The 25705-nt window shown below is 69.8% G+C and carries 21 protein-coding genes; 12 read left to right on the top strand and 9 right to left on the bottom strand.

What is annotated here, in order from left to right; translation table 11 throughout:
* Window positions 1–27: 27 nt before the first annotated feature.
* Both M2352_RS21285 and M2352_RS21280 read right to left on the bottom strand, forming a co-directional pair.
* Window positions 28–375, bottom strand: a complete 348-nt coding sequence (locus M2352_RS21285) for a 4Fe-4S dicluster domain-containing protein (protein WP_264666540.1) — start codon at window positions 373–375, stop codon at window positions 28–30.
* A complete protein-coding gene (locus tag M2352_RS21280) occupies window positions 372–2021 on the bottom strand; it encodes an FAD-dependent oxidoreductase (protein WP_264666539.1) in 1650 nt (549 codons plus the stop codon). The genes M2352_RS21285 and M2352_RS21280 overlap by 4 nt, the downstream gene beginning before the upstream one ends.
* A gap of 273 nt (window positions 2022–2294) precedes the next feature.
* On the opposite strand from M2352_RS21280, the gene M2352_RS21275 reads away from it, so the two are divergent.
* From M2352_RS21275 to M2352_RS21265, 3 genes are read left to right on the top strand one after another with little or no spacing between them, the layout of a single operon-like run.
* Window positions 2295–3014: a Crp/Fnr family transcriptional regulator gene (locus M2352_RS21275; protein ID WP_264666538.1), complete on the top strand. Its 720-nt coding sequence runs from the start codon at window positions 2295–2297 to the stop codon at window positions 3012–3014.
* Window positions 3015–3073: 59 nt separating this feature from the next.
* Window positions 3074–3451: a DUF1858 domain-containing protein gene (locus tag M2352_RS21270; protein ID WP_264666537.1), complete on the top strand. Its 378-nt coding sequence runs from the start codon at window positions 3074–3076 to the stop codon at window positions 3449–3451.
* Window positions 3448–3894 carry a hemerythrin domain-containing protein gene (locus tag M2352_RS21265; protein WP_264666536.1) on the top strand — a complete coding sequence of 149 codons (447 nt, stop codon included), beginning with the start codon at window positions 3448–3450 and terminating at the stop codon, window positions 3892–3894. Before M2352_RS21270 ends, M2352_RS21265 begins: the two co-directional genes overlap by 4 nt.
* Window positions 3895–4041: 147 nt before the next feature.
* Here M2352_RS21265 and M2352_RS21260 read toward each other — a convergent pair whose 3' ends face one another.
* The 4 genes from M2352_RS21260 to M2352_RS21245 all read right to left on the bottom strand — a co-directional run bounded on the left by M2352_RS21260 (window position 4042) and on the right by M2352_RS21245 (window position 10930).
* Window positions 4042–5295, bottom strand: a complete 1254-nt coding sequence (locus tag M2352_RS21260) for an MFS transporter (protein ID WP_264666535.1) — start codon at window positions 5293–5295, stop codon at window positions 4042–4044.
* Entirely contained in the window at window positions 5292–6719 is a 1428-nt protein-coding gene (locus M2352_RS21255) for an efflux transporter outer membrane subunit (protein WP_264666534.1), read from the bottom strand. The genes M2352_RS21260 and M2352_RS21255 overlap by 4 nt, the downstream gene beginning before the upstream one ends.
* Before the next feature lie 137 nt (window positions 6720–6856).
* Entirely contained in the window at window positions 6857–9880 is a 3024-nt protein-coding gene (locus M2352_RS21250) for an efflux RND transporter permease subunit (RefSeq protein WP_264666533.1), read from the bottom strand.
* 9 nt (window positions 9881–9889) lie between these two features.
* Complete coding sequence (locus M2352_RS21245) at window positions 9890–10930, bottom strand: efflux RND transporter periplasmic adaptor subunit (RefSeq protein ID WP_264666532.1); 1041 nt, start codon at window positions 10928–10930, stop codon at window positions 9890–9892.
* Window positions 10931–11061: 131 nt separating this feature from the next.
* Here M2352_RS21245 and M2352_RS21240 point away from each other — a divergent pair, with 131 nt between their 5' ends.
* Together M2352_RS21240 and M2352_RS21235 are read left to right on the top strand one after the other, a co-directional pair.
* A complete protein-coding gene (locus tag M2352_RS21240; protein WP_406567318.1) occupies window positions 11062–11841 on the top strand; it encodes a response regulator in 780 nt (259 codons plus the stop codon).
* A complete protein-coding gene (locus tag M2352_RS21235; protein ID WP_264666531.1) occupies window positions 11838–12920 on the top strand; it encodes an ATP-binding protein in 1083 nt (360 codons plus the stop codon). The genes M2352_RS21240 and M2352_RS21235 overlap by 4 nt, the downstream gene beginning before the upstream one ends.
* A 112-nt stretch (window positions 12921–13032) precedes the next feature.
* On the opposite strand, the gene M2352_RS21230 is transcribed toward M2352_RS21235, so the two are convergent.
* The 3 genes from M2352_RS21230 to M2352_RS21220 form a co-directional block, all read right to left on the bottom strand.
* Window positions 13033–15006 (bottom strand): dipeptidyl-peptidase 5, encoded by a 1974-nt coding sequence (locus M2352_RS21230; protein WP_264666530.1) that lies wholly within the window; start codon window positions 15004–15006, stop codon window positions 13033–13035.
* Window positions 15007–15063: 57 nt separating this feature from the next.
* Complete coding sequence (locus M2352_RS21225) at window positions 15064–16158, bottom strand: TAXI family TRAP transporter solute-binding subunit (RefSeq protein WP_264666529.1); 1095 nt, start codon at window positions 16156–16158, stop codon at window positions 15064–15066.
* A 147-nt stretch (window positions 16159–16305) separates the two neighbouring features.
* Window positions 16306–17325, bottom strand: a complete 1020-nt coding sequence (locus M2352_RS21220) for a S1C family serine protease (protein WP_264666528.1) — start codon at window positions 17323–17325, stop codon at window positions 16306–16308.
* Between the two features lie 650 nt (window positions 17326–17975).
* On the opposite strand from M2352_RS21220, the gene M2352_RS21215 reads away from it, so the two are divergent.
* The 7 genes from M2352_RS21215 (at window position 17976) to M2352_RS21185 (ending at window position 25701) form a co-directional block, all read left to right on the top strand.
* Window positions 17976–18266 carry a hypothetical protein gene (locus M2352_RS21215; protein WP_264666527.1) on the top strand — a complete coding sequence of 97 codons (291 nt, stop codon included), beginning with the start codon at window positions 17976–17978 and terminating at the stop codon, window positions 18264–18266.
* A 200-nt stretch (window positions 18267–18466) separates the two neighbouring features.
* The gene (locus tag M2352_RS21210) at window positions 18467–19069 is read left to right on the top strand and encodes a hypothetical protein (protein WP_264666526.1); all 603 of its coding nucleotides are present in this window, start codon (window positions 18467–18469) and stop codon (window positions 19067–19069) included.
* 196 nt (window positions 19070–19265) lie between these two features.
* The gene (locus tag M2352_RS21205; protein ID WP_264666525.1) at window positions 19266–20465 is read left to right on the top strand and encodes a cytochrome c3 family protein; all 1200 of its coding nucleotides are present in this window, start codon (window positions 19266–19268) and stop codon (window positions 20463–20465) included.
* 8 nt (window positions 20466–20473) lie between these two features.
* Entirely contained in the window at window positions 20474–23023 is a 2550-nt protein-coding gene (locus M2352_RS21200) for a molybdopterin-containing oxidoreductase family protein (protein ID WP_264666524.1), read from the top strand.
* A 21-nt stretch (window positions 23024–23044) separates the two neighbouring features.
* Window positions 23045–23782, top strand: coding sequence for a 4Fe-4S dicluster domain-containing protein (locus M2352_RS21195; protein ID WP_264666523.1), 738 nt, complete (start codon window positions 23045–23047; stop codon window positions 23780–23782).
* On the top strand, window positions 23783–24538 hold the full coding sequence (locus tag M2352_RS21190) for a TorD/DmsD family molecular chaperone (protein WP_264666522.1): 756 nt from the start codon (window positions 23783–23785) through the stop codon (window positions 24536–24538).
* A 53-nt stretch (window positions 24539–24591) separates the two neighbouring features.
* Window positions 24592–25701 carry a 4Fe-4S dicluster domain-containing protein gene (locus M2352_RS21185; RefSeq protein ID WP_264666521.1) on the top strand — a complete coding sequence of 370 codons (1110 nt, stop codon included), beginning with the start codon at window positions 24592–24594 and terminating at the stop codon, window positions 25699–25701.
* Window positions 25702–25705: the final 4 nt, after the last annotated feature.

Here is a 25705-nt window from a genome sequence, read left to right as displayed (position 1 = left end):
GCCCTTGATGGTGAAAGGAAGCGGCGGTCAGGACAGCGCGCGGGCGCGGGCGAAGATCTGATCCATCCGCCAATGTTCGTTGGCATAGCGGGGATCGCCCGCCCATTCGTTCCAGCCGGAATGCCGGCGATAGGTGCCGCGCTGGCCCGCCGCGTCCACCTGTCCGGCGGTGACCTCGGCCACCGCCTCGCAATCGGGATCGACGTAGAGCGCGTCGGGCTGGCAATACAGCTCGCACAGGAAACAGGTCTGGCAATCCTGCGGGCGGGCGATGACCGGCGGCTGCCCCCGCACCGCGTCGAACACGTTGGTGGGGCAGACGCGCACGCACACCTGACACCCGGTGCAGCGGTCGGCGATGAGAAGGCTGATCATGCGGCTCCGGCCTCCGGCACCGGGATGGTTTGCGAGGGAATGGGCTGGGGCGCGTCCCCGTCGAACCGCGCCCACACGTCGTCCAGACCACCGACGCTGAGACGGCGGGCATAGGCGGGATCGGTGGCCGGCGCGTCCTCGCGCCAATGCATTCCACGGCTTTCCGCCCGGTCCAGCCCGGCGCGGGTGCACCAGCGGGCCACGGCGGTCAGGGCCGCCGCCTCGCGCGCCTGCACCGTTTCCCCCGCGGTGGACAGGCCATAGCCGTCCAGATGGTCGCGCACGTCGCGCCACACCCCGTCCAGCACCGCCAGCGAACGGCGCAGGACGGGGGCGCGGCGGAAGATGGTCTTGTCATAGGGCAGCGTTTCACCCTGCACCGCGGCGGTGACGGCGGATACGTCCACCGGGGCGGCATGGCGGGCGGGCCGCAGCCCGGCGCGGCCCAGCGGCGTGACCGGCCCATCCCCCGGCCCGCCGGAACCCCGTGCCCGCGCGGCGGCGGCCCGCCCGGCCATGACCCCCGACGACAGCGCCCAGGCGGCCAGGATCGCCCCGCCGCCCGACACCGCCCCGGCCACGGGTTCGCGCGTGGCGGCATCGCCCACCACGAACAGCCCCTTGGCTTCCGTCGCGCAATCCTCATCCGCCATGCGGATGCCGCCCGACCCGCGGATGGTGCCCTCGGGCCGCAGCAGCACCGGGAAACGCTGGGTGAAGGGATCGACGCCGGTGCGGTCGAAGGGCAGCATCATGTTGGGCTGCACCCGCCGCAGCCGTTCGCGGATATCATCGGGCATCCGGTGCAGGCTGCAGGTCACCGGCCCGGCCAGCATGGCGCGGGCCAGCGTGCGGGTGATGTCGCCCGGCGGGACCGGGATTTCCCGCCCACCGGCGTCGTAATAGACGGCGAAGGCGTAGGACATGGAGCGGGTCATGGTGGACCACGCCGGCGACACCGTGTGGTAGGTGGAAAATTCCATGCCGGAACAGGGCACGCCGGCTTCCGCCGCCATCAGGTGCCCGTCGCCGGTGTTGGTGTGGCTGCCCAGCAGCCGCGATTTGAAACCGCAGCCGCCGGTCGCCAGGATCACCGCCGGTGCCCGCACCGTCCACGCCTCGTGACGCTGGCGGCGCAGGCCGCGGGCACCGGCCACGGCACCGTTGCAGTCCGCCAGCAGCTCCAGCGCCGGGCTTTGGTCCAGGATGCGCACGCCGTGGTTCAGGATCTTGCGCCGCATGGCCCGCAGATATTCCGGCCCGCGCAGGCCGCGGTACTGCACCACCCCGTTCTCGTCGGTGGCGAAATCATAGACGTCGGCGATGGTCGGCAGCGTGGTCCAGGTGATGTCGAGGATGCGCGCCATCCACGCCGGATCGGCGATGCCGCCGGCAATGGCCATGCGCCCGGCGATGGCCGCGGCCCGCAGATCCGGGTCGGGCGGCACCCACCAGTGGCCGGGACCGGAGGTGGCGGCCACGCCGCTGGCCCCGCAATAGCCCTTGTCCGCCAGAACCACCCTGGCCCCCGCCTGCGCCGCGGCCAGCGCCGCCCAGGTGCCCGACAGGCCGCCGCCGATGACCAGCACGTCGGCGGCGATGGATGGAAGCGCGGTCACGGGGGTGGGGCGGGGGGTGACGGGCATTCCTGTAAAACTCCATCGAGGATATCGTATCCTTGTGTGTTATTTCCTTATCATAAGACAGCAAGATTGCGTCAATTTGGAAATCGTCATGATTTCAATGAGTTTTTCCAATGTGTGGGGTACCGGCGCGCGGATCGCCCGCCCGGACCGCAGCCGGAACTTTCACACGCCGGTATTTCCCTATTTTTATTAACAATAATCCGTTGCACGCCCCGTGTTACGTTTCGGCGGTGACCATCCGGCCAGAAACCGCCGCTTCCCCCAAGGACGTCGATGCCCCCGCCCGTTCCCGATCCCGCCGTTCTGCGTGGCCTGCGGCTTTTCGACGGGCTGGATGAGGCGGCACGGGCCGAAACCGTCCGCTCCGCCCACACCCGGCGGGTGGAAAAGGGAACGGTCATCGTGGCCCAGGGCGACCCGGCGGCCTTCTGCCACGCGCTCATCGACGGGCGGGTCAAGATCGCCCAGACGGGCCCCGACGGGCAGCAGATGGTGGTCCGCTACGTCGGCGGCGGCGACATGTTCGGCACGGCGGCGGTGTTCTCGGGCAGCGCCTACCCCGCCGACGCGCTGGCCGTCGCCGATTGCGTCGTCATCCAGTGGTCGGCGGCCGCGATGGGGATCCTGATGGAGCGGTACCCCCGCATCGCGCTGAACGCGCTGGGCATCGTCGGGAGCCGGTTGCAGGAGGTGCAGAACCGCCTGCGCGAGGTCGCCACCGAGCGGGTCGAGCGCCGGGTGGCCCACGCGCTCCTGCGTCTGGCCCGCCAGGCGGGGCGCCGGGTGGAGGGTGGCGTGGAGATCGGTTTTCCGCTGTCCCGGCAGGACATCGCCGCGATGACCGGCACCACCCTGCACACGGTGAGCCGCATCCTCAGCGGCTGGGAATCCCAAGGCATCGTCGAGGGTGGGCGCCAGCAGGTCACCATCCGCCGGCCCCACGCCCTGGTCGCCATCGCCGAGGATCTGCCGCCCGCGCCGCCGCCGGCGTAAGCGACGGGCATTCCCGGTTTCCGTCCCGTTTGCGCGGGCGCAAAGAGCGGTGCGGCAGGGTGCGCTACCCTTGGCGCATGACACCCCCATCGCCGCATCCCGCCACCCCCGGCCCTTCCCCGTCCGATCCGGTCGGGGATGTGCTGGACCGCTGGCCGCAAACCATCGCCGTGTTCCTCACGCACCGGATGGCCTGTCCGGGCTGCCCCGTGGCGCGGTTCCAGACCGTCGCCGAGGCGGCGGCCTCCTATGGTCTCGACGTGGGCCTGCTGCTGGACGCCTGCGCGCAGGCCATCGCCGCCCCATCCCCGGCCCCCCATGGGACCGGTCTTTCGCAGACGAACTTGCTTTGGCGCAACGATCCCGCCCCCTCACGCGGGCACTCTGGCGCCGGCACCACCCACACGAAGCCGCACAGGTTCGGAGACCCAGAATGAGCGCCGTCACCCTCAGCACCACCCTCTACCGGGACCATCACGCCAGCGTCGGCAAACTCGTGGACCGCATCGAGACGCTGCTCGCGGCACCGTCCACGGCGGCGGACCCCGGCCCCCTGGCCGCCACGGTCCGCGACCTGTTCGGCATCTTCACCATCCATCTGGCGCTGGAGGACGACGCGCTCTACCCCCGCCTTCTGGCCCATCCCGACCCCGCCCTGCGCAGCACCGCGGCCCGCTTCCAGACGGAAATGGGCAGTCTGCGGACCCGCTTCGACCAGTACCGGACACGCTGGCCCGGCCCGGTCGCCGCCGCCAAGGATCCGGCGGCCTTCATCCACGACACGCGCCAGATCGTCACCGCCCTGAAACAGCGCATCGCCCGCGAGGACCGCGGCCTCTACGACGTCATCGACCGTTCGGCCCTGACGGGCGCCGCCTGACGGCCCCCCTGCCGGCAGCGGATGGCCGCGCCGCGGACGCCCAGCCCCAGCCCCAGCCCCAGCCCGTCGAGCGCCCCGGACCGGACGAAAGCTCGATAAGCCTTTTGGGGCTGATCGGAGCGCTTGACGGGTGCCGCAGGCACGGCCTCATGCATTGCCCGCCCCCCGGGAACCCCGCGCCGTTTTCCCGTCCAGCGCTCTCAGCGCCGGGGACAGGATGCCCAGCGCCGTCACGGCGGCGGCGAGCAGCCCCGCCGTCACGAACACCGTGCGCACATCCGCGGAATCGCCCAACAGCATGAGAAACGCCAATCCGACCGGTGCCGCAAGGCTGAGCGTCATGTTGAACAGGGACTGCACCCGCCCCAACAGGTGGTTGTCCACGGACAGTTGCAGCAGCACCATGCAGGGGGCCGCGCTCAGGGAATAGGTCAGGCCGCTGACACCCCACCAGAACACGGCAACGCCGAACAGCGTGGCGGGTGTCGCCCCGGTCAGCCCCAGCGTCAGGCAGGCCAGCACCATGCCCCACAACACCCAGGGAACCTGACGCCGGGGCGCCAGGGCCGTCACGATCATGCCGCCGATGATCATCCCGGCCCCGGACACCCCCTCCATCAGCGCGACCTTTCCCGGCCCGCCGGCAAAATGCTCCTTCACCAGCAGCGGAACGAGCGTCAGCGACGGCATGACGACCAGCAGCCCGGCGGCAAGGACGAGAAACAGGTGCGTCAGGCCCCGCGACCCCGTTACCGCGCGCAAGCCGTCGGTGAACTCTCCCACCACGCCGGTCCGCTGTTCCGCGGGAATGGGGTTTTGCGGAACACGGAAGAACAGAAGCGGAGCCGTGCCCAGGAGAGCCGTCGCCACATCCACGCTCAGCGCCCAGCCCACCGGCAGAACGCTCATCACCACGGCACCCAAGGGAGCCGCGACGACCTGAGTCAGGCTTTGCAGGGTCTGCTGCAACCCGCCCACCCGCGGCAGGAACGAGCGCGGCACCAGCATGCCGAGCGAGGCGACCGCGGCGGGCTCCTGGATCGCCTGCATGGCCCCCCGCACCGCCATCATCCCATAGACGTGCCAAAGCGCGACGTGGCCGGTGACGAACAGCGCGATCAGGACCGTCATGCAAACCGCACTGATGGTATCGGCGGCAAGCATCAGGGCGCGCCGGCTGTAGCGGTCCGCCAGCACGCCCCCCAGCGGGCTGATCACGGCGTGCGGCAGCAAGGCGGCAAGCCCCGCGGCCGAGAGGGCGGTGATGCTGCCCGTCGTGTCGGCGATCCACCACATCAGGACGAACTGGGTCAGCGAGGAGCCGCACAGGGACAGCGCCTGACCGCCGAAGATCAGACAGAACCGCAGGTGCCAAGCCGTGTTTTCGGAAACGGGGGTCATCGCGTCGGGGTGTCCTCGTGCTCTGCCGGCACGGCGCCGTCGCCGGCCAGACCGCCGCCCAGCGCCTTGTAAAGAGCGACGGCGTTGGTGATGTCCTCGCGCAGCAGATCCAGAAGCGCCTGCCGGGCGGCGTAGGCCTGCCGCTGGGCGTCCAGCAGTTCCAGCCGGCTTTCCAGCCCCGCGCGGTAGCGCGCCTCCGCCAGCGCCACGCCGCGCACGGCGCTGGACACGCTGCGCCTCTGCGCCTCGATCTGCCGGCCCAGCGTGGCGCGCCCCGCCAGACCGTCGGCCACCTCGCGGAACGCGGTCTGGATCGACTTTTCATACTGGGCCGCCGCCTCGTCCCGCCGGACCGCCGCCAGATCCCGCTCGGCATCCAGCCGCCCGCCGTCGAGGATGGGCAGGACGGCGCGGGGGGCGATGCTCCACGCGCCCTGCAGGCCGCCGAACAGCGCGCTCAGCGCGGGCGAGGCGAAGCCGAAGGCGGCGGTGAGCGACAGCCGCGGGAAGAAGGCGGCACGGGCCGCCCCCACGTCGGCGGTCGCCGCGGCGAGCGTGCGTTCCGCCTGACGGATGTCCGGGCGGTTGAGCAGCAGGTCCGACGGAAGGCCCGCGGGCAGATCCGTCCTTACCGGCCCCTGGTCCAGGCTCATGGCGGGGGGCAGGCCGGGGGGAACATCGGCCCCCACCACCAGCCGCAGCGCGTTGCCGGCCTGGGCGGCGGCCCGCTCCCATGCCCGCAGGCCGGCCTCGGCCGATGCCACCTGGGCCTCGGCCCGCACCACGTCGATGCCGCCGCCCTGCCCGCTCCGCCGGAGAAGGCGCGCAAGCTCCAGGGACTGCCGCCAGTCCGCCAGCGTCCCTTCCGCAAGGGCGCGCTGTTCGAGCGCCAGCCGTTCGGCGGCATAGGCGTCGGCAACGGCGCCGATCACGGCGATGCGGGCTGCCCGGTAGCCCTCCTCGCTGGCGAGAAAGCGGGCGAAGGCGGCGTCGGACAGGGTGCTGGCACGTCCGAACAGGTCGATCTCGAAAGCGGTCAAACCCACCGTTACCCCATATTGCTTCGTGATTCCCGCGGACCGCTCGCCGATCCCTGGCGTGCGTTCACGGCTGTACAACGCTTGCGCATCGAAACCGGGCATGGTGTTCGCCTCCTGAATGCCGTATTGCGCACGGGCCGCCCCGACGTTGAGCAGCGCCAGCCGCAGATCGCGGTTGTTCGCAAGGGCAAGGCCGATGATGCGGCGCAGGCGGGGATCGCGGAACACCGCCGCCCGGTCCAGCCCGGCGGCACCGCTCCTCTCGGGCGCCGCCTCATAAGCCGGGAAAAGCATGGGAACCGGCGGCGCCGGTGTTTCCAGGGGAGGAGCCAGGGAGCAGGCGGACACCGCCAGCATCGGCGCAAACAGAAGGGGCAGGCGCATCGGCATGATCCTCGGCCCTGACGCCCCGCGTCCGGGGGCGCTCCGCGGCGGCGGGACAGAGTTCCCACCGTCCGGGCTGCGGGTTGCGGGTTCGGCCCGAAACGGCCGGGGGGAGACGGGGAAGAAAAGAGAACGCGTCACAGCAGCCGCCGGAGGCGTGGCAGCAGCCAGTCCTCGAAATCCCGCACGCAATCGAACAGCACGGGCACGAAGACGAGGCTGAGCAGCGTGGACGAGATCAGCCCCCCGACCACCGCAACGGCCATGGGCGCGCGGAACGCCGTATCGAGGCCGATGCCCAGGGCAATGGGCAGCATGCCGGCCAGCATGGCCAGCGAGGTCATGACGATGGGCCGCGCCCGCACCGAACAGGCCTCCACGATCGCCGTCCGCCGCGGAACGCCCTGGCGCAGGCGTTCCACCATGGAATCGACGAGCAGGATGGAATTCTTGTCGGCGATGCCCATCAGCATCAGAAGACCGATCGCCGCCGGCATGTTGAGATCCGTCCCGGTCAGCAACAGGGCCAGGAAGGCCCCCCCGATCGACAGGGGCAGGGCGGCCATGCGGGTGAAGGGCTGGATCCAGTCCTTGTAGAGCAGAACCTGGATCGCATAGACGGCCAGCAGCCCCGCCGCGATGGCGCCCAGGAAGCGCGAGAACAGATCGGCCATATCCTCCGCGTCCCCGGTGTTGCGGACCGCAACACCCGCGGGCAGGGACCGCATGGCCGGCAGGGCGTGGATCCGCTCCAGCGCATCGCCGAGGGACAGGCCGTCGAGGTTGGCTTCGACCGCGATCTTGCGGCGGCGTCCGTACCGTTCGATGCTGGCCGGGCCGAATCCGAACCGGACGTCGGCCACCGCCGACAGCGCCACCGATCCGCCCGCGGCGGTGGGAAGGCGCAGGCCGCGCACGGTGTCGAGCGTCGTGGCCGGGCCGGACGCCAGACGCGCGCGGATGGGAAGGGGGCGCCCGTCGCGGGAAAGCCTGGCCAGATTCGCCTCGCTGTCGCCGATGGTTGCGATGGTCACGGCATCGCTCAGCGCCTGCACCGTGACGCCGAGCTGGGCGGCCTTGGCGAAATCGGGAACGATGACGATTTCCGGCTGCTCCGACGGCGCGGTGCTGCCCACGCTGGTCAGGCCGTCGATGCCCCGCATGCCGCGTTCGATGGCCCGCGCCGCCGCGTCCAGCGCCTCGGGGTTCTCGCCCGTCACGGCGATGCTGATGTCCTTGGCGCCGGCGGCGTTGGCGACGGTGACCCGGACGTCGGGGACGGCCGCCAGGTCCGGCAGCACCAGGCTTTCGAACGTCCGCTGGCTGATGGTCCGCATCCCCGGCGGCACCAGCCTGATCTCGACGCTGGCGGTATTGACGCCGGATTCGCCGCCCGCGGTGGTCAGCACATGCATCACCTCGGGGCGTGCCCGCAGGATCCCCGCCATTTGCTGCGCCGCCGCGTCCGTCTGCGCCAGGGTGGACCCGCGCGGAAGCTCGACCGTCATGCTCGACTGCGAATAATCCTCGTACGGCAGATACCCCATCGAAAGGGACGGCAGCAGGCCGAACGACAGGATCACGCTGAGGGCGGCGATCCCCAGCGTCTTGCCCCGGTTGTCCAGCGTCCATTCGACCAGCCGGCGGTAGCGCACGGTCCAGCCGCCGGGCCCAGCGCCTTGGCGGGCGGGCGCTTTCAGAAGATAGGCGGCGAGCATCGGCGTCAGCAGGCGCGCGACCGCCAGGGAGAAGAAGGCGGCGACCGACACCGTGATGCCGAACTGGGCGAAGAACTGGCCGACCACGCCGCCCATGAAGCTGACGGGCAGAAACACGGCCCCGATCACCGCCGTGGTCGCCACCACCGCCAGCCCGATTTCGTCGGCGGCGATCACCGCGGCGTCATAGGGGCGCCGGGCATCGGCCATGTGGCGGTGGATGTTCTCGATCTCGACGATGGCGTCATCGACGAGCACGCCGGTGACGAGCGAAACCGCCATCAGGCTGACGACGTTCAGCGAGAAGCCCAGGAAATGGATGACCAGGAACGTCGGGATGATCGAAAGCGGAATGGTGACCGCCGCCAGCGCCGTCGCCCGCCCGTCGCGCAGGAAAAGGAAGACGGTCAGGACCGTCAGCACCGCCCCTTCGAAAAAGGCGTACAGCGTCGAATCGAAGCTCGTCCGCGTGAAGGTGACGAGGGAGAAGATCTCCTTGAACGCGACGCCGGGGTTGGCCGCCCCGATCTCTTCCAGCGCCTGGACGACGGCCGCGCCGACGGTCAGTTCGCTGGCCCCCTTGGTGCGGAAGACGGAGACGGTGACGGCCGGCGTGCCGTCCAGGCGCGTGACCGAACGGGGCTCCGCACCGCCGTCGGTCACCTCGGCGATGGTGCCCAGGCGCACACCGCGTCCGGGCCCGAGGCCGATCCACAGGTCGCGCAGAGCCGCCACCGACCGCATGCCGCCAAGGGTCCGCAGGCTGTGCTCCGTTTCCTCCTGAACCAGCCGCCCGCCGGGAAGGTCGGCGCCGGTCACGGCAAGCTGGCGGCTGACCTCGGCGGCGGAAACGCCGAAGGCGGCAAGACGGGCCGGGTCGAGGGTGACGGTGATCTCGTGAGCGGTGCCGCCCTGGCGGCGCACCTTCGCCACGCCCGGAACGGACAGCAGCGCGCGGGTGACGGCATCGTCCACGAACCACGCGAGATCCTCGGACCGCAGGCCGGGGGCCTCGGCGCTGAACACCAGCAGTTCGGCGCCGTCGGCCTCCTCCCGCCGGATCTGGGGGTCCTGGATCGAGCGGGGCAACTGGTCGCGGATGTTGGCAACGGCGTCCCGGACGTCGCTCATCGCACGGTCGATGCCGGTGTCGAGATGGAATTCGACGGTGGTGACGGAGGTCTCCTCCGCGATCTTCGAGGTGATGCGCTTGACCCCGTGCAGCCCCGCCAGGGCACCCTCCACACGGCGGGTGATCTGGGTCTCGATCTCCGTCGGCGCGGTGCCCGGCTGGCCGACCGTCACGCTGACGGCCGGCAGAACCATGTTGGGCATGTTGTTGACGGGCAGCGCCCGGAAAGCGGCCAGCCCGCCCACGGTCAGCGCGAGAAACAGCACGATGGGCGGAATGGGATTGCGGATCGCCCAGGTTGAGACCGGCATGGGCATCGCTCAGCGGGCCTCCACCGTCTTCACCCGGTCGCCGGAGCGCAGAAGGGATCCCGCCCGGGCGACGACGTTCAGACCCGCGGTGACGCCATCCACCAGGGTCAGGCCGTCCTGCCGCAGCAGCGGCAGGACCGGGCGGCGGACCACCCGCCCACCGTCCTCGACGGCCCAGACGAACGCCCCTTGGGCATCGCGCTGCACCGCGGTGGAGGGAACGGCGAAGGCCGTGACCGTGGCCAGATCGACGGCGCCGTGAACGAAGGCGCCGATCATCAGCGGCCGGTCCCCGGCGATCGACACCCGGACCGAGGCGGAGCGGTCGGACGCGTCGATCCGCGGCGTCACCAGACGCACCGTGCCGGCCACCGGGGTGTCGAGGCCCGGCAGCGACAGCGCCACCCGCCCCTGCGGCGGCACCCGGCCCGCGTCCCCCTCGGGGACACGGAGGTCCGCCTCCACCTCACCGCCCTTGGCGATGCGGAAAAGCGGCTCGCCGGCCGCGGTGACCGTTCCGGCCGTGGCGCGGCGCTCGAACACGGTTCCGTCCTCGGGCGCCGTGACGACGGTGCGGCGCAAGGCCAGCCTGGCCTCGTCCAGCCTGGCCTTCGCCGCCTCCAGCGCGCTTTTCTTCTCGGTGACGATGCTCTTGCTGACCGCACCGCTGTCCCTGATGGAATTGACCCGCGCGTACTCGTCGCGGGCCTTGGCGTGGTCCGCCTCCATCTGCTGGACCTGCAGCCGCAGGCTCTCGGCGTCGAGGACGGCAAGCCTGTCGCCCCGGCGGACCCGGTCCCCCACCTCCGCCGCCACGCCCAGGATGCGGACGTTCGCCACCTCGGCCATGACCGCGGCCTCCTCGCGGGGGACGAGCAGTCCGGTGGCGGGCACCCGCTCGACGGCGGTTTTCTCACGGGGCGCCGTGACGGTGACGCTCAGCATCGTGTCCGCAGCCGTCCGGGTGACCGTTGGCGGGCCGGGCTCCGCCCCGCTGCCGGAAAGCGAGACCCCCGCAAAGGCCGCCACCCCCGCAAGCACGGTGCCCATAAGAAAGATCCGGTTCATGTCTCCGCTCGTCCTCGGCCAAGAGAATCGGGCACCTCTCACCCCATGGCGGGCGCCCGGCCCTGGCATGGGGCAGGACGGTTGCGTTTCGGTCGCGGGTGTGTGGAGATATGATGGAGATCGCGGAAAAACCGGGCGGGACGGCGATGACGGGCACAGCGGCGGACGGCATGCCGAAGGCGGAGCCGCCGGAAGCGGGGGCGATGATTCTGGTGGCCGAGGACGACCCGGACATCGCGGATATCCTGACCGCCTATCTGGAGCGGGCCGGGATGCGCGTCGTCCGGGCCGGGGACGGGCGGCGGACCCTGGATCTCCACCTGTCGCTCCGGCCCGACCTGCTGCTGCTCGACGTGCAGATGCCCAGGCTGGACGGGTGGCAGGTGCTGTCCGAGGTCCGCCACCGCGGCGACACCCCGGTCATCATGCTGACGGCGCTGGACCAGGACATCGACAAGCTGATGGGGCTGCGCATCGGCGCCGACGATTACGTGGTGAAGCCGTTCAACCCGGCGGAGGTGGTCGCGCGGGTGCAGGCCGTGCTGCGCCGGACGGCCGTGCACGGCGGGGAGTCACCGCGCCGCGTCCTGCGCTGCGGCCGGCTGCGGATCGACCTGGACGGGCATCAGGCCCTGATCGACGGGGACGGCGGGAGCGAACGGGGACTCGACCTCACCCTGACCGAATACCGTTTGCTGGTTCATCTGGCCCGGACCCCGAAACGGGTCTTCAGCCGGGCCGAACTCCTCGGCGCCTGCCTGCCCGAGGGGGAGGCGCTGGAACGGACCGTTGACAGCCACCTGAGCAAGCTGCGCAAGAAGCTGGAGGCGCAGGGGGTGGTGGGTGTGCCGGTCAACGTCCGCGGCGTCGGATACCGGCTGGGGGGCGCATGATCCCCGCAGCGTTGCGGCAGAGGGCGGCGGACCCGAAACGATCGGGCCTCCGCCGGCAGATCATCCTGTCCATGACGGTCCTGGCATCGAGCGCGGTCCTGCTGGTGGTCTGCGGAACCTATGTATTCTACGCCGTTGCCCTGACCTACTTCCCGGCCAGCATCTCCGACGACCTGCTGCCCTCGTCGGTGGAGGTGGGCTGGCTGGCGGCCACCATGCTCACGGCGCTGGTCCTGGCCGGCGTCACCGCGGTCAAGCTGGCGCGGCGGATTCTGACGCCCCTGAACTCCGTCGCCGTCAACCTGCGCCGGGTGGCGGAGGGCGATCTGTCGGCCCGCGCCGCCGCCGACGGGCTGTCGATGGGCGAGGCCACCCATCTGGTCGAGGATTTCAACCGCATGGCCGAGCGCCTGGACCGCATGGCCAAGGAGCGGGCGTTCTGGAACGCGGCCATCGCCCACGAGCTGCGGACGCCGGTGACGGTGCTGCGGGGCCGGCTTCAGGGGTTGACGGAGGGGGTGTTCCAGCCGACCCCCGCCCTTTTTTCCGGGCTGCTGGCCCAGGTGGAAGGGCTGAGCCGGCTTGTGGAGGATCTGCGCGTCCTGGCCCTGGACGAAAGCGGCCGGCTGGAGCTTCAGCGCGAGCAAGGCGGCATCGCCGCCGCGATCGCCGGCACGGTGAGCGCCTTTGAGCCGGCCCTGCACGCCGCCGGTCTCCGTCCGGTCCTGGGGGTGATGGACGCGGAGACGGTCTGCGATCCGGTGCGGATCCGGCAGGCCCTGCTGGCGCTGCTGGACAACGCCGTCCACCATGCCGATCCCGGCACCCTGACCATCCGCTTCCTGACGAACGGGGGCGTGGCGTGCCTTGAGGTCGAAGACACCGGACCGGGGATGCCCGGCGGCCTCGGACAGGGCGTGTTCGACGCGTTCTGCCGCGGGCCGGAGGCCCGGCCGGGCAGCGGCAGCGGCCTGGGGCTGGCCGTGGTGAAGGCCGTCGCCCGAGCCCATGGGGGAGAGGCGGTGTGCCGCGCCGGCACGGCGGGCGGCACCGTCATCGCGCTGACGTGGCCGGACTAGGCCATCGCGCCTCCCATATGAGGCACGATGGTGTAACCTTTGTCTTCCCCTCGCCGGGCGGGCGCATCCGCGCCCTTGGCCGCGGCCTCAATGGCCGCAGGAGCGCCGGGCCTCAACCCAGATTGCGGATCGGGATGGGGGGCAGCGGGTCGGCGGGGATGAAGCCGAACACCCGCCCGTAGAAGTACAACTCCCCCTCCAACGCCGCGGTGATGCTCTCGGCACGGCGGAATCCGTGGCGTTCCTCGGGGAAGGTGACATAGGCCACCGGCAGCCCCTTGGCCTCGATGGCGTCCACCATCAGCCGGGCCTGATCGGGGGGGACCACCTTGTCCTGCAAGCCCTGGAAGAACACCATCGGCACCGCCAGCCGGTCCACCGCGTGGATGGGCGAGCGGGCAACGTAGAGATCGCGCCGGTCCGGGTACGGGCCCACCAGACTGTCCAGATAGCGGGCCTCGAACTTGTGGGTGTCGGTGGCCAGCGTCTCCAGGTCGCTGATGCCGTAATGGCTGGCCCCGGCGCGGAAGGTGCCGTGGAAGGTCACGGCGCACAAGGTGGTGTAGCCCCCCGCGCTGCTGCCGGTGATGATCAGCCGCTGCGGGTCCACCAGCCCCTCGGCGGCGAGGTGGCGGGCGGCGGCCACGCAATCGGCCACGTCGGCGATGCCCCACGCCCCCTTCAGCGCATCGCGGTAGGCGCGGCCATAGCCGGTGCTGCCGCGGTAGTTCACATCCACCACGGCAAAGCCCCGGCTGGTCCAATACTGGATCTTGGGCGTGAAGCCGGTGCCGGCGGCGGCGGTGGGGCCGCCGTGGCTGCGCACGATCAGCGGCGGCTTTTCCCCCCGCGGCCCGATGTAGTCGCGGTTGGCCGGCGGGTAATAGAAGGCGTGGGCCACCGCCCCGCCCGCGTCCCCCGTGGGAAAGCGGATGGGCCGGGGGATGGACACATACCCCGCCTCCACCGGGGCCGCCGCCCGCCGCTCCACGCCCAGCGCGCGGGTGGCAAGGTCGAGGGTGGCCACCACCTGCACCTCCGCCGGGCCGGCGCCGAGGAAGGTGACGCATCCCCCGTCCACGCTCAGCTCGTCGATCATGGTGTAGGGCAGGTCCACCGTGTCCAGCCGCCCGGCGTCCACGTCCACGATGCCCAGGCGCCACAGCCCGTCGCGGGTGAAGGCGGTGACGAGCGTGGCCCCGCCCGCCGGCACCACGTCGCGGTTGCCCAGCACCCACAGGGGCCGGGCGAATTCCGCCGACTCGGCGGGCTCCGCCAGGACCGGGCGCGGCTCGCGGCCCGCCACCCCGTCCCAGACATACAGGCTCCACCACCCCGAGCGGTCGGAGACGAAGACCAGCCGCCCGTCGTCCAGCCACACCGGCGACACCACCGATTCGCCCGGCCCGCCGGCAATGCGGCACGGTGTGCCCGGCGCACCCGCCGCATCCACCGCGGCCACCCGCAGTTCGGTGGCGTCCCATGGCATGTCCGGGTGGTTCCAGGCGATCCAGGCCAGCCGGCTTCCGTCCGGGCTGGGCCGGGGGGAGGCGTAGAAATCATCGCCCGCCACCAGCACCGTCACGGCGTCCATCCCGGTTCCGGCCGCGCCCGCCCCGTCCAGCGGGATGGCGACGATGGCGTTTTCCGGCTCCCCATGCCCTTCGGCGGGGTGGCGTTCGCGCACGGCCAGCAGCCGGCCCCGGCGGACATCGGGGGTCAGGTCGCCGTAACGGTCAAGGCCGGGGGTGGTCAGCGCCACCGGCGCCCCGTCGCCGGCCACCCGGTACAGCGCCTGATCGGCGCCGTTGGCGAAGACGAACCCATCGACCAGATGGGCGATGTCGCCGCCGCCGTATTCATGCACCCGGCCGCGCACGTCCCAGCCGGCGGGCAGCAGGTCGCGCACCGTGCCGTCGGCGGCCCGGCACACCGGCACCGTGCGCCCTGCGTCCGCCGGGCGGCCTTCCAGCCAGAACACGGAACCGCCGCGGCGGTACGGCGCGCGCAGGCCGATGCCGGCCTCGGCCAGACGGCGGGCGGTGAAGGGGGAGGTCCACGTCCCGTAAGGGGCAACGGTCGGCATGGGCGGCGGTCCGTCGGTCAAGAAAGAGCAGGGAGGTCAGCGGGCGGAGGGCAGAGGTCAGCGGATGGTGGCGGCCGGCTCGCCGGCGGCGGTCCCCAGCAGCCCGGCCTCCCGGTAATAACGCACGGCCCCCTCGTGCAGGGGAACGGATGTGTTGGCGGCGGCGTTGGCCGGGTCGATCAGCTTGCCCCGCGGGTGGCCTTCCACCAGCAGGCGGCGGGTGTTCTCGTGCCACAGGGCGCGGGTGATGCCATGGACCAGATCGGCGGGAACGTCGGCCCGCACCAGCAATTCGGCCCCCACCCCCAGCGTGGGCGTGGCCAGAACCCCGGGATAGATGCCGTCGGGAATCACCGTGGCGGTCAGGAAGCGGTGCTGGGTGCGCAGCCGGTCGGCCTCCGGCCCGGCAAAGGGAATCAGACGGATCAACCGCCGCTCGGCCAGATCGCTGACCGCCCCCACCGGGGCGCCGCCGACGATGAAGAAGGCGTCGATCTCCCCGCTCGCCACCCGTTCGGCGCCGGTTCCGGGCTTGAGGTACAGGGGCGTCAGGTCGGTTTCCCGCACGCCATAGGCGGCCAGCGCCAGACGCGCCTCCACCAGCGTGCCCGACCCCTCGTCGCCCAGCGCCACGGCGTGGTTGCGGAAGTCGCCGGGTTCGAAGATGTCGCTCTCGGCGCGCACCACGGCGTGCAGCGCCTCCACATACAAGGTGCCGATGGCGCGCAGCCCGTCAAAGGCCGGGCGGCCCTGGAACACGCCGGTGCCGGTGTAGGCGGCATGGGCGACATCGGCCTGGGCCATCGCCGCCTCCACCCCGCCGCTCATCAGCAGGTTGAGGTTTTCCACGCTGCCCGCCGTCGCCTGGGCCACCGCCACCAGCCCCTGCACGCCGCAGCTTCCGCCCTTGTCGCACGGGCGGGCGCCGGGGGGGCTGGAAATGGCGTTGGCGATCAGCCCGCCGATGGGGAAATAGGTGCCGGCGGTGGTGCCGGTGCCGATGCGGAAGAAACGCAGGCCCGGCGGATCCTGGGCCCACCCGGCCCCCGGGATCAGGGCACACGCCGCCAGACCCGCCGCCGCGGTCAGGAAGCGGCGCCGCGTGGGCGGCCGGCACACCGGCCGGGCCGTGGCATCAATCGCGCGTGGCACCGGATCTTCCCCGCATAGCCCTGAAGCTGGGGAAGAAAGATACCAAGAAACCGACGTTTTCAAGGCTCTTGGGCGGCAAAAAACAGCCCTGGCGGCGGAATACGCGGGTGCGCGGCGGTACGGCCACACCACAGCCCCCGTCATCCCTCAATAAAGGGTCTGCTCCACCACCGTCCACGACGCCACCGGCACCCGGACCTGCACCGGCTTTCCCCCCCGGACGACCCGCAGCAGCGCCGTCGATCCCACCCCGGTCTCATGGACCAGCGCCAGCAGGTCGGACGGGGAATGCACCGGGCGCCCGTTGGCGTGGGTGATGGCATCGCCGGGCTGCGCCCCGGCGTGGGCGGCGGGGGAATCGGGGGCCACGCTCTGCACCATCAGCACACCCCCGGCGTTGGCCGCCACATACAGACCCAGGCCGGGACGGGACACCGCCGCCAACGGCGCAGCAGGCGGGGCCGGGGCCGCATCGGCCAGCGAGGGATTCTCCAGCATGGTGCCGACCGCTTCGGCCACCCGTTCGATGGGGATGGCGAAGCCCATGGCCTGACCGTTGGCGGGGGACCGGCTGACGGCGGTGTTGATGCCCACCACGGCCCCTGCGCAATCGAACAGCGGCCCGCCGGAGCTGCCGGGGCTGAGGGCGACCGTGGTCTGCAGCATCCCCGACAGACGGGTCGCGGGGCCGGTGATGATCTCGCGGTCGAACGCGCTGATCACCCCGCCCGCCATGGACAGGCCCCGGCCAAAGGGGTTGCCCACCGCGATCACCGGGTCGCCGGCCCGCAGGTCGTGGGACCGGGTGCGGGGGGCCGGTTCGGGCGTGGTGCCATAGACCTTCAGCACCGCCAGATCCCGCCCCGGCGCGCGCGCCACCAGCCGGGCCGAACGGCTGGCGCCGTCGGAAAACTCCACCAGATAGCCATCGCCCGCCGCGGCCACATGATCGTTGGTGACCACATGCCCGCCGCCGTCCCAGACGATTCCGGCGCCATAGGCCGGACGGCCGTCGGCGGTGCGAATCACGATGGACACCACCGATTGGGTGTGCCCCGCCGCAGCCCGCGCCACCTGGGCCTGGGTGGACGAGCGGCATTCCACCGCCCCCGCCGCCACCGGCAGCAGGACCGCAAGCATGATCGCCAACAGCATGGGTCTTTGCATGGCACGCCTCCCCGTGGACGGGGTGCGAAACAAAAACGGTGCCACGCCGCAGGAAAAAAGAACGGCGTTGAATCAAGGACTTATAAAAAAGCCCATCCGGCACCGGGCATTTTTTGCCGCGCACATTCCGCGATACCCACAGGTGGACCCGGCATTTTTTGCCATCAACCACCCACCCCACACGAACCGGACACGGCAAAGCGCTTAATCCCTCCGGCCCTGCCGCTCCCACCTTCCGGCCTTCGCCGACGCGGAAGACCGACGGAGCAAAGCTGCGACATTTTCACCGAAATATGCGGCGAAGGCGCGATAAATGTATGCCGTGCTGTCCTTTTATAAACCATTTGGAAAGGCCGGATAGGTCCGCTTTGCAGTCTATTTCACAGACGGCCGCTGGGCATTCAGGGCCGAAAGCCATAACAGCACAACAACTTGTAACATGCTTAGCAGGTTTGCCATATGATTTGCGAGTGATTATCATATTTACTTTGCTATCCATGGATTAATATTTGTGCGATGCGGTAATATTTTGTGGCCGCGTTGACACACAAACCGACGCAATGGTAATAACCTGGATCATAGTGCGGACATAAAGAACTAATCCGAAGCATTAAACGTTCCGCACCAACAATAAACCGGGCGAGGAAACGATGCGTCATTTTGTCATTACCGTCAGCGCTCTGGTGACAATCGCCGGCTCCGCTTTGGCCGATGATGCAGTGACCTTTGTTTCCGGCGTCAATCCGTCCGTTCGTCCTGCCGACGCACCGGCGGTGATGATGGTTCACAAGGATGCGCGTTGGTACCAGACGGCCTTGAATGGGGTCACCGCTCCCTACCCGGCCAGCTTGCGCTTCCTGGACGACCAGGGCGCCTGGTACACGCCCTTTACCGTGTCCGGCATGACCGGTCCCTACGATCTCCGCGGTTGGCACCGCTGACCCTTCCCTGCGGCATGCTTTTGCCATGACACGCAGGATCTGCCCGCCATGGTGCCCCCCGGCCCAGGCGGACAGCGGAAATTTTTCGTAGCACGAGTGGTGGGCCCAAAGCTCACCCAATAAAAATCACGCGATCCACAGCCGACGGCTGTGGAAACAAAGAATAATACTCAAAAAAACAAAACATCAGGAGGTTTCGTATGAAGAACGTGCGCGCTGCTCTGATCGCCGTTGCTCTGGCTGGCGGTCTGGCGACTGCCTCGGTTGCACTGGCTCAGGGGATGAGCGGCATGTCCGGCATGGGTGGCATGTCGGGTATGGGTGGCATGAGCGGGATGTCCGGCATGGGTGGCATGTCCGGCATGTCCGGCATGGGCGGTATGTCCGGGATGTCCGGCATGGGCGGCATGTCGGGCATGGGCGGCATGAGCGGGATGTCCGGCATGGGTGGCATGTCCGGCATGGGTGGCATGTCCGGCATGGGCGGTATGTCCGGGATGTCGGGCATGGGCGGCATGTCGGGTATGGGCGGCATGAGCGGAATGTCCGGCATGGGTGGCATGTCCGGCATGGGCGGTATGTCCGGGATGTCGGGCATGGGCGGCATGTCGGGTATGGGCGGCATGAGCGGAATGTCCGGCATGGGCGGCATGTCCGGTATGGGCGGTATGTCCGGTATGGGCGGTATGTCCGGCATGTCGGGCATGGGCGGCATGTCGGGTATGGGCGGCATGAGCGGAATGTCCGGCATGGGTGGCATGTCGGGCATGGGCGGTATGTCCGGCATGATGCCCAAGCAGTAACGGGCCTTATGGGGAGGACGGCGCCATCGGCCCTGATGGCTCGTGGCGCCGTCCTTTTCATTTCGCCGTCTTTCGACCCTCTCCGGAACGCGGGGCTCTCGCCTGGTCCTTTGACATGGCCGGGAAACGTCTGGCTGTCGCCGCACAGGCGCCGGCACCAGCGGCATGGGCCCGAACCGTCACAAGGGCCGCTGCCATGACGTCTCAGAGTCCCAAGAATCTTCCTTCGATCGTCTATTTTCTCGGTTTCTTCCTGGTTTTCGGGCTGGTCCAGCTTCTGATGCCGTCGGAAAAGGCCCCCGACAAGCCGGCCCCGGCGCCCGCCGTGGCCTCCACCGTCTCCAAACCGGCAGCAGCACCCGCACCGGACAAAGCCGCACCGGCGGCAACACCTCCGGCCGCGCCGGCCCCGCAGCAGACAGCCGCGGCTTCCCCTCCCGCGCCCGCCGCGGTCCCGGCGAAGACCGAACCGGAAAAGCCGGTCACGGCTGCCGCTCCGGCGGCGCCCGCCGCTCCTGCCGCCCCCGCCGCCAAGACGGAACAGCCGCCGGCAGCGGCCACGGCGGCTCCGGCCCCCGCGCCCGCCACCGTGTTTTCCGCCGTCGCCTCCGCCGCACCGCTTCCCCCGGTCCCGCCCGAGGCCATCGCCGCCGCCACCAGCGCCAGCGGCGAGCCGGATTACATCAAGGCCCAATACAGCCCGCTGCATTTCAAGCCGGCCATCGACACCGCCACCAACGAGCAGTGCCTGGCCTGCCACGGCGAGATCCTGGTCAACAGCGTGCGCCCGGAATCCCAGGCGGGTGTGAAGGCCGCGTCGGTGCAGGCGTGGTACCAGACCCTCGACACCTACACCGGGCCGCAGGACACCTTTCACCGCCGCCACCTGACCGAAGGGATGGCGAAGGATCTGATGAACCTGCAGTGCAACTTCTGTCACCAGGGGTCCAACCCCCGTGACGAGGCGCCGGTCCCCCCCACCTACACCAACGCCGGCTATACCCTGCGCAAGCAGGTGAACCCGGAAACCACCTGCCTGCTGTGCCACGGCCAGTTCCCGTGGAAGAACATGGAGGGGCTGGGCGGCCCGTGGGCGGCGGAGCGCGAGACCTATGAGCCCGATCCCGGCACCAACGGCTGCCTGTCGTGCCATAACAAGGACGCCGGCTTCCGCACCAACCGCCATCAGGTCAGCTATCTGAAGGCCGACGCCATCGAAGCGGCGGCGGAGACCAACGCCGACACCTGCTACGGCTGCCACGGCGGGCGGTCCTGGTACCGGATCTCGTTCCCCTATCCGCGTCACCCGTGGCCCGATATGCCCGAAGAGACGCCGGAATGGGCAAAGAGCCGGCCCACCGCCTCCGATCCGCGCTACGCCATCCCGAAACAGTGAGTGCCACCATGAGCCACGACGACCGCACCTCGATCCTCGGGTCCGCGCTCAACGTCTCCCGGCGCGGCTTCATGCAGGGCGCCGCGGCGGCCGGTGCAGCGGCCGGTGCCTTCACCGCGCTGGAGCCGAAGAAAGCCGAAGCCTTCGCCTATGAACCCTATCCCCGCGACGACGAACTGGTCACCGTGCCGACCAGCTGCGCCCACAACTGCGGCTCGCGCCACATGCTGGTGGCGCACAAGAAGGGCGACGTGATCGTCCGCCTGTCCACCGACGACGGCCGCTTCCAGGGGCCGGAGGGGAGCTACGGCTACGACACCGAACAGGTGCCGCAGTTGCGCGCCTGCCTGCGCGGGCGCTCCTACCGCGCGCGCCTCTACTCCGCCGAACGGCTGCTCTACCCCATGATCCGGGTGGGCGAACGCGGCGAGGGCAAGTTCAAGCGTGCGTCGTGGGACGCAGCACTCGACTACGTTGCCCAGAAGATGCAGGACATCAAGCAGAAGCACGGGCCGCAGGCGCTGCTGGACCAGTCCTACGCCGGTGCCTCCTATGGCGTCCTGCACAAGTCGGATCAGATCGAAGGGCTGCTGGGCCGTTTCCTCGGCATGTTCGGCTGCCGCACCTCGTCGTGGTCGGTGCCGTCGTATCAGGCGACCACCTTTTCCAGCCGCATGACCTTCGGCACCATCGAGGATGGGAACGAGGACGACGCCTACGCCCATTCCCGCCTGATCATCATGTGGGGGTGGAACCCGGCCTACACCTTCCACGGCGGCAACACCTTCTATTACATGCGCCTGGCCAAGCAGCGCGGCTGCCGCTTCGTGCTGATCGACCCGCAGTACACCGATGCGGCCAGCGCGTACGATGCGTGGTGGATCCCCATCCGCCCGGCCACCGACGCCGCCATGATGGCCGGCATGGCCCACTACATCTTCACCCACAACCTGCACGATCAGGACTTCATCAACCGCTTCACGCAAGGGGTTGACGCCGGCACCATGCCGGGCTGGGCCGCGGGCAAGGAAAACTTCAAGGACTACATCCTCGGCACCTACGACGGCGTGCCCAAGACGCCGGAATGGGCGGCCAACATCTGCGGCGTGCCGGCGGCCGACATCGTGAAGCTGGCCGACATGTACGCCCGCACCAAGCCGGCGGCGCTGAAGGCGTCGTGGGCACCGGGCCGCAATTCCAACGGCGAGCAGTACAACCGCATGGCCGCGGCGCTGCAGGCCATCACCGGCAACATCGGCAAGCTGGGCGGCTGCGCCGAGGGCGTGGGCAAGGGCTGGCACGCCGAGGGCATCGCCTATCCCTACGACGAATTCTCCAACGTCTGGTACGCCTCGATCAAATCCGACCGCTGGGCGCATCTGGTCCTGAACTATCCCAACCTGAAGCGGGAAGAGATCGGGCTGTGGCCGCGGGGCGACCAGTTGGACGGGGTGATCCCCAACATCCGCGGCATCTTCTGGCAGGGGTCGAACTGGTTCAACCAGCTCACCAACATCAACAAGCAGATCCAGGCCATCAAGAAGCTGGATCTGGTGGTGTGCAACGACAGCACCATCACGCCGTCCGGCCTGTTCGCCGACGTGCTGTTCCCCGTCGCCACCCATTTCGAACGGCACGACGTGGCGCTGCCCTGGTACAAGGGCCACTATTACATCCACCGCCCCAAGGTCATCCAGCCGATGGGCGAGTCCAAGACCGATTTCCAGATCTACACCGAACTGGCCTATCGTCTGGGCTTCGGCGACCGCTACAACCCGCGGGCCTCGCGCGAGTATTTCCACCACGACGACGCGGTGGACGAGGCGTATCTGACCGCGTGGTGGGAAAAGGTGCAGCACCACCAGGGCGCCGACATCAGTTGGGAGGAGTTCAAGAAGCGCGGCACCTACAAATTCAAGCTGCCGCGGCTGCATGTGGCGTTCCAGGACCAGATCGAGAAGGGAATCCCCTTCAACACGCCGTCGGGCAAGATCGAGATCCTGTCCACCACGCTCGCCCAGACGCAGGATTTCACCCACACCGCCTGGGGGTCGCCGATCCCCTACATCCCGAAGTGGACGGAGCCGTTCGAAAGCCTGAACCACACGGACAAGGTGAAGGATTTCCCGTTCCACATGATCACGCCGCACCCGCGGTGGCGCACCCATTCCATCTTCCACAACATCCCCTGGCTGCGCGAAACCTACGAACAGGAAATCACCGTCAACGCCGCCGACGCCGCCAAGCTGGGCATCCAGAACGGCGACGTGCTGGAGGTGTGGAACGACCGCGGCCGGATCGTGCTGCCGGCCTATGTCACCGAACGGGTCATGCCGGGCGTGGTGGTGGTGCACGAAGGCCCGTGGCTGGACCTGGACAAGGACGGCATCGACCGCTCGGGCAACCCCGATTTCCTGACCCTGGACGAACCCAGCCCGGCGGGCGCCTTCGCCTACAACACCATCCTCGTGAACATGCGCAAGACCGACCTCAACCACCGGCCCGGCTGGGACCAGCTCGCCACCTCGCGGGCCCATGTCTTCCGCCGCGGCGTCTGACGGACAGGAGATTGAACGCAGATGACCGACAATCATTCCCTGACCGGGCAGACGGAACCCGAAGCCCTTGCCGGGGCGGACGATGGCGCAAGCACGCGCCCCTCGTACGACAAGGAACGCATCAAGGTGGCGGTGGCGGAAAAGAAACGCGTCACCTACACGCCCGTCCAGCCCGACATGCAGCTGGGGTTCGTCCACAACAACATGGACTGCATCGGCTGCCGGGCGTGCGAGATCGCGTGCAAGGACAAGAACGGCCTGCCGCCCGGCCCGCGGTTCCGCCGGGTGATGTATGTGGAGGGGGGGCACTTCCCCGACGTGTTCGCCTACAAAGTCAACATGTCGTGCAACCACTGCGCGGAGCCGGCGTGCCTGCCCACCTGCCCCACGGGGGCGATCTTCAAGCGGCAGAAGGATGGGATCGTCGATATCGACAGCACGCTGTGCATCGGCTGCCGCCGGTGCGAGGCGGCCTGTCCCTTCGGCGCGCCGCAGTTCGACGTCACCACCAACACGGTAAAGAAGTGCAACATGTGCGTCGATGAGATCGACGCCGGACGCAAGCCCTATTGCGTCATGGGCTGCATGATGCGGGTTCTGGACATCGGCCCCATCGACCAGATCCGCGCCGGCACCTATGAGACCAAGGCCGTCGGCCCCGGCGACCGCACGGTCCGTCAGGTGCGCAACATGGCCAACCCGGAACTGACCAACCCTTCCATCGCCTTCGTGGCCCATCCCAAGGGAAAGGTGGAATAAGTGGACGGAAGCAACACCGGCGGGGAGAACATCCCCGCCCACACCGGACCGGAAGCGTCCCCGGTGGTTTCGGCTTTCGGGCAGGGAGCGGCGGCCGATCTCCATCGGCTGGCCGATTTCCATGACCGCGAGCCGGCTGCCGACTTTCTGGAGGGGCTGCGCGGGCAGCCCCTCCAGGATTTTTTCGCGGTGACGCTGGACCGGGACGACGCGCACCAGGGCTTCGCCCTGATGGAGGAGTTCCTGGGCGCCATGCCCCAGCCGGTGGATCCCGGCACGCTGGACACGCTGGCCGCCGATTTCGCGGCCATCTATCTGAACCACACCTACCGGGCGGCCCCGCTGGAATCGGTGTGGGTGCACGACGAACCGCTGGTGCGGCAAGAGGCCATGTTCGCCGTCCGCCGCTGGTACAGTGCCGCCAACGTGGTTCAGAAACCGGGGGACAACCGCGATTCCGACCATCTGGTGCTGGAGCTGCACTTCCTGGCCCTGCTGCTGGAACGGGCGCGGGACGAGGAGGGACTGCGCCACGCCCTGCGGTTTCTCGACGCACACCCCATGCGGTGGGTGCCGTCGTTCTGTTCGCGGGTGGCGGGGCGGTGCGCCACGGCCTATTATGGCGGCTTGGCATTGCTGACCGGCGCGTATCTGGACCGGCTGCGCGACCTGTTGGGGGCGTTCCTCGACGTGCCACGGCCCTCTTACGCCAAAGAGGCGGCGGCACCCGACACGCGGCCCACCGGCTGCGGCTGATCTCATGTTCCGACGTGCCGTGCTTTGAGGAAGGGAGCCGGATGCATCGGGCCGTGGATTCTGCCGTCGTGGACCGTCTGCCGCGCATCGACGGCGCCCGCTGCGTCCATGTGGCGGCGGCGGTGGCATCGTGCCGGGCCTGCGCCGACGTCTGCCCCAGGGGGGCATGGCAGGTGGACGAGGAAGGCGTCAGCCTGACGCCCGAATCCTGCGACGGCTGCGGCCTGTGCGCCGCCGCCTGCCCGCAGGGGGTGATCGCCCACACCCACACCCCCGCCAAACGGCGGGAAGGGCGGGAACGGGTGGCCTTTGCCGCCTGCGCCAACACCGGCCTGCGCAACGGGCGCGACGGGGTGGACGGCGTGATGCCCTGTCTGGGGGTGCTGACCGTCGCCGATCTGGCGGGGCTGTACCGGGCGGGGGTGCGGCGGTTCTATGCCACGCGCGAGGGGTGCGCCACCTGCCCCACCGGCAGCAACACCCCGGCCCGGCTGGAAAAGACCATGGCCGACCTGAACCACCTGCTGACCCGGCGGGGGCTGGAACCGATGCGGCTGGTCAACCGGTCCCGTGCGCCGTGGCAGGCGCTGCTGACCTTCGACACCGAACCCGACGGCGGGCCGGCGCTGGGCCGGCGGGCGCTGTTCCGCATGACCGCCCGGCGGGTGAGCGAGGTGGTGGACACCGCCGGCGCCGCCCTGCAGCCGGCGGCCCCCCATCCCCAGCCGCCGGGCCGCACCCTTCCCCCGCCGGCCCCCGGCGTGGCGGCGGCGGGGATTCCGTGGCCGTGGGTGCCGGTCATCGACGCCGCCGCGTGCGACGGCTGTGCGGCGTGCGCCCGCATCTGCCCCACCGGGGCCATCCGGGTGGACGAGGCCGCCTCCGCCTTCCGCCTGTCCGCCCCCGACTGCACCGGCTGCCGCCTGTGCGCCGACGTGTGCCACACCAACGCCGTCCTGCTGGAACGGCTGGCGCCGCAGCGGCAGGATGCGGTGCCGCTGGCCCGTGCGCGCTGCACGGCCTGCGGCGTCACCGAATGGCGGGTTCCCCCCGCCGGCGGCGCACCGGACAAGACGGCCCCGGACACCCCCGCCGATGACGGGCTGTGCCGGGTGTGCCGCACCACCCGGCGCACCCGTACCCTGTTTCAGGTTCTGGAGTGACGCC

The organism is Azospirillum fermentarium (assembly GCF_025961205.1).
GTDB lineage: Bacteria > Pseudomonadota > Alphaproteobacteria > Azospirillales > Azospirillaceae > Azospirillum > Azospirillum fermentarium.
This window is presented reverse-complemented; position numbering and strand designations above follow the sequence as displayed.